Source organism: Kurthia zopfii, assembly GCF_003143955.1.
Taxonomy (GTDB): domain Bacteria; phylum Bacillota; class Bacilli; order Bacillales_A; family Planococcaceae; genus Kurthia; species Kurthia zopfii.
Genome location: NZ_QFVS01000069.1, coordinates 1 through 4,223 on the forward strand (window position 1 = coordinate 1; position 4,223 = coordinate 4,223).

The following is a 4,223-nucleotide window of genomic DNA, read 5'->3' on the forward strand; positions in this document are numbered from 1 at the left end:
AAAGCGCACATGAATTAAAAGAAGCCTATTGTGAATGGTTTGATTGGGCTAAAACATCGACAGACATGATTGAGATAAAAGAAAGGTTATCGCTTTTTTACCGAAAGGTAATAGAGAGTGATATCCCTGCATTTAATCAGGTCATTAAAACAATGAAGAACTGGCAGACAGAAATACTAAATAGTTTCGCTTTTGGTTATTCAAATGGCTTTTTGGAAGGTATCAATAACAAAACAAAAGTTATGAAACGCAATGCATATGGCTATAAACGATTTGATCGATTTAGAGCCAAGATACTATTAGCAATCAAGTACAAAAAGGTTGGTTTACATCTGGGCTGAATTAAAAAAGGTGAATGAAATTGAAAACCCAATTTCATTCACCCCAACATTTGACACAGAGCCACTTTTTGGCTAGGTAATTCTAAACAATTCAATTGACCACTGAAAACAGCCCCACCATCTATACCGATTATGCGATTTTCTCCAAAATAGATTTCATGGTTTTGGCGATTCATATGAAGTACAGGGGTAGGTGTATGTCCGAAGACAACGGTTTGATTACCTTTATAATTTTTATGGAATTCATCTCGAATCCATAGTAATGATTTTTTTGTGTTTTGATTGAGCGGAATATTCGGCTCAACTCCAGCGTGGACAAATATATAATCCTTTTGTTCAATTACTTTGTCTAAGTTTCGTATAAATTCTAGATCCTCGATGATTTCACCTGTGAAAAATGGTTGTAGAGAGAAGTCGTCTAAAGTCCCTGCTTGATCTAAATCAGATTCGGAAAATCCGTAACTTCGCATCGTCGCCAATCCGCCAGCAGTGTAAATCCAAAAATCCCAATCGTATTTGTTCTCAGATGTGAAAACATCGACCATAATTTGTTCGTGATTACCCATTAGAACATGAGCGCCTTGTTGTTTCAATTGTCGTACTAAAGCAATCACCTCTTTCGAAGAAGGACCACGATCGATGTAATCGCCAAGTAATACTAATTGATCTGTATCTGCTGAGTAGCTTGCTTTCTTCAATAATTCTTCTAAAAGTCGTAATTCACCATGTATATCACTAATGAGTAAAGTGCGTTTCAATGAAATTCTCCTTTAATCCTTTGTTTTTAATGAATCCGGTCTTTCGCCGATATGACTCCAATTCGTAATGCCATCATCTTCATCGAATGAAATTGTCACACGTGCAACTTTGTTTTGCGTTAGTAAAATTTCCATCAGATGGTCCCTTATATCGTCAACTTGAGCGAAGGAAAGTGTTGGATCTACTTCTGCCATTACTTCAACATGAAGTACTTCACCTTCTTTAATGACTTCAAGTCGTTGGATATCTCGAATATTCTCATCATCTGAAACTAAGTAGGCGATATGATTCAACATATCTTCATCTGTTTCACCTATTGCTCCGCGTGCATTTTCTAGGAAAACACTTGCGACAACATAGAACATCATGACACCGATGATAATTGAAGCGATCCCTTCTGCTGCAGACCAACCTGCAAAATGAGAGATTAGTACAGATATGATGGCGATGATTCCACCTGAAGTTGCGACAGTGTCTTCCATAAATACAAGCTTAGTTGCTGGTTTCGCATGATTCAAGTTGGCAAATGCTTTAGGAAGAACTGTAAAGATTGTAGCAGTTTGTCCAGCTTCATGAACAATTTCTTTTGCGGCCTTCAATAAGACGATTCCTTCTAAAATAATACCTAGCGCTAAAACGGAAATTGTAATGGCGATACCTGTAGATGCAGCGGGGTGTTGTATGTGTTTCCACCCTTCCAAAATGGTTTCGTATGCAAGGATTCCTACTATTAAGACGGCGCCTAAACATACAAGGTTAACTACTCGACCAAAACCAGTAGGGAACTTAGGCGTTGGAGCTTTCTTCGAGAGAGCTGACCCGATGAATACGAAAAATTGGTTTGCTGAGTCGCCAAGTGAGTGCATCATCTCTGCGAACATCGCTACATTTCCGGTGAAGACGAAGGCAATCCCTTTAATAATGCCTAAAATTAAGTTCACGACACCCGCTAGTAAGGACGGTTTATTACCACCTTTTAATAAATGAAAAATATCTTTCAAATTGCAACGCCTCATTTCTTATAAAATTGATACTTCGATATCATCGATGAATGGCAGTGATTTTAGCCGTGTATAGATGTTTAAAGTATCTTGCTCAGGAAGTGAAGAAAAGCGTATATGGATTTCATGAATTAAATCATGATTTAAATCCCTAGTATCTTTAATGATCAATCCTTCCAGTAAAAAATCATTCGCTTTCAAATAATCAATTACTTTTTCGATATCATCCGACTGTTCAAGTCGTATAATGACATTGATTTCTTGCATACGTAAGCGCTCCGGTCCTAATCGAGTGAAGATTGGTGCGATTACTTCTACACCGAATAGAACAATTAGAACTGCAACGATTGCAGGGATGTAAAATCCAGCACCAACAGCGATGCCGATTCCAGCTGCACCCCAAATCATAGCAGCTGTAGTAAGGCCACTAATACTATCATCAGTTCTTTTTAAAATTACACCTGCACCTAGAAAACCAATACCACTTACAATTTGAGCCGCAAGTCGTAGAGGGTCCATCGTGACATTAATTCCTGGAACGGGTGTAGCTTCAAAAACGGATTGAACAGATATAATAGTAAGAAGACAACTGAAAGTAGCGATGACTAATGAGGTTTTCAACCCGACTGGCTTACGTTTTAGTTCTCTTTCGACGCCAATTCCAAGGCTTAGTGAAGCGGCAATGACCATCTTCAATAAGGATTCCACTAAGAAGGGCGTATCTGTAATAAAACCCATGTACCCACCTCGCATTAAATTTTTAGAAAAGTGCAGTCTTAATCTACAGAATAGTGTAGAATTAAGAGAGTGCATTCTTTTGCATTATACTACAGTGAAGTTAGTTTTTTACAGAGTAAAGTAGGTGATTAGTTGGAGCAACCAAAAATGCCGCCGCTTCTAGTAATCTTTATAGGAGTACTCTCTGTATCAGCTTCTGCAATCTTTGTGAAGTTATCTACAGCAGAGTCAGGCACGATCGCATTTTATCGAATGTTTTTATCTGTTTTAATAATGCTTCCATTGTTCTTGAAAAACAATCTACATGAATTGAAGGAAATCAGATCTCGAGATTGGGTATTTTCTACAATTGCTGGAATTCTATTAGCATTCCACTTTATCCTTTGGTTTGAGTCTTTGAGATATACTTCAGTAGCTAGTTCCACAGTATTAGTTACCCTTCAGCCGTTATTTGCAATCTTTGGTACATACTTTTTCTTTAAAGAGAAGATTACATTAAAGAGTGTACTTGCAATGATTATTGCGATTGGCGGAAGTTTCTTAATAAGTTGGGGAGATTTCCAAGTAGGGGGAACCGCTTTTTATGGAGATATACTTGCACTAATTGCTTGTGCTTTAGTAACCGGCTATATGTTATTTGGCCAAGATCTTCGTAGACGAATTGGTTTAACTACTTATACAATCATCGTTTATACAGTGAGTGCAGTTACACTAGCGATTTATATGTTGGTGAAGGGTGAGTCATTTACTACGGATGATCCAATGAACTGGCTATGGTTCTTATTGCTGGCGATTGTACCGAACTTGTTGGGGCATAATCTATTTAACTGGGCTTTAAAGTATGTTTCTGCGAATACGATTTCGATCGCAATTCTATTTGAGCCAGTAGGAGCTTCGATTATGGCTTTCCTAGTATTTGGTGAAGTATTAATATCATCTCAATATATTGGTGGAGCGATTGTAATCATTGGTATTCTTCTATATGTAATTGATTTCAAACAATTATTTAAATTATTTCAGAAAAACTATTGATTTTCTTTTCGACATGTATTATATTTATACATGTCGTCAAGACAACAACGAAACAATCTTAAAACAAAGCGAAAAATTATTCTACGAAAGTTATTGACAACTGCAACGTAGAAGTGATAAGATGAAATAGTTGTTAACGAAACGACAACGAAAAAAGATTTTAAAATAACGCTTGACATCATTTTTAAATAATGTTAAGATATTGAAGTCGCTTACGAGTGGCGTAAACAAAACATGAACCTTGAAAACTAAACAAGCAAGAAGTTAATCACAATAAAGTCTTATCACTTAGTGGTAAGCAATTGTTATCATAGATAACGCTAGCAAAGCAAATGAGCTTTCAAACACTTTT

General features: G+C 36.9%; 5 protein-coding genes. 2 read left to right on the forward strand and 3 right to left on the reverse strand.

What is annotated here, in order from left to right; genetic code table 11:
• On the forward strand, positions 1–341 hold a 341-nt coding region (locus tag DF281_RS14245), incomplete at its 5' end, for a transposase (RefSeq protein WP_146191512.1).
• A 38-nt stretch (positions 342–379) separates the two neighbouring features.
• On the opposite strand, the gene DF281_RS14250 is transcribed toward DF281_RS14245, so the two are convergent.
• From DF281_RS14250 to DF281_RS14260, 3 genes are read right to left on the reverse strand one after another with little or no spacing between them, the layout of a single operon-like run.
• The gene (locus DF281_RS14250; RefSeq protein ID WP_109350922.1) at positions 380–1,099 is read right to left on the reverse strand and encodes a metallophosphoesterase; all 720 of its coding nucleotides are present in this window, start codon (positions 1,097–1,099) and stop codon (positions 380–382) included.
• Between the two features lie 12 nt (positions 1,100–1,111).
• Positions 1,112–2,101 carry a cation diffusion facilitator family transporter gene (locus DF281_RS14255; RefSeq protein WP_109350923.1) on the reverse strand — a complete coding sequence of 330 codons (990 nt, stop codon included), beginning with the start codon at positions 2,099–2,101 and terminating at the stop codon, positions 1,112–1,114.
• An 18-nt stretch (positions 2,102–2,119) separates the two neighbouring features.
• Positions 2,120–2,839: an MgtC/SapB family protein gene (locus DF281_RS14260; RefSeq protein WP_109350924.1), complete on the reverse strand. Its 720-nt coding sequence runs from the start codon at positions 2,837–2,839 to the stop codon at positions 2,120–2,122.
• Positions 2,840–2,971: 132 nt separating this feature from the next.
• Here DF281_RS14260 and DF281_RS14265 point away from each other — a divergent pair, with 132 nt between their 5' ends.
• Positions 2,972–3,871 carry a DMT family transporter gene (locus DF281_RS14265; RefSeq protein WP_109350925.1) on the forward strand — a complete coding sequence of 300 codons (900 nt, stop codon included), beginning with the start codon at positions 2,972–2,974 and terminating at the stop codon, positions 3,869–3,871.
• Positions 3,872–4,223: the final 352 nt, after the last annotated feature.

Coding starts and splice junctions, on each gene's coding strand:
- DF281_RS14260 (WP_109350924.1), bottom strand. CDS start 2,839: ATGGGTTTTATTACAGATACGCCCTTCTTAGTGGAATCCTTATTGAAG.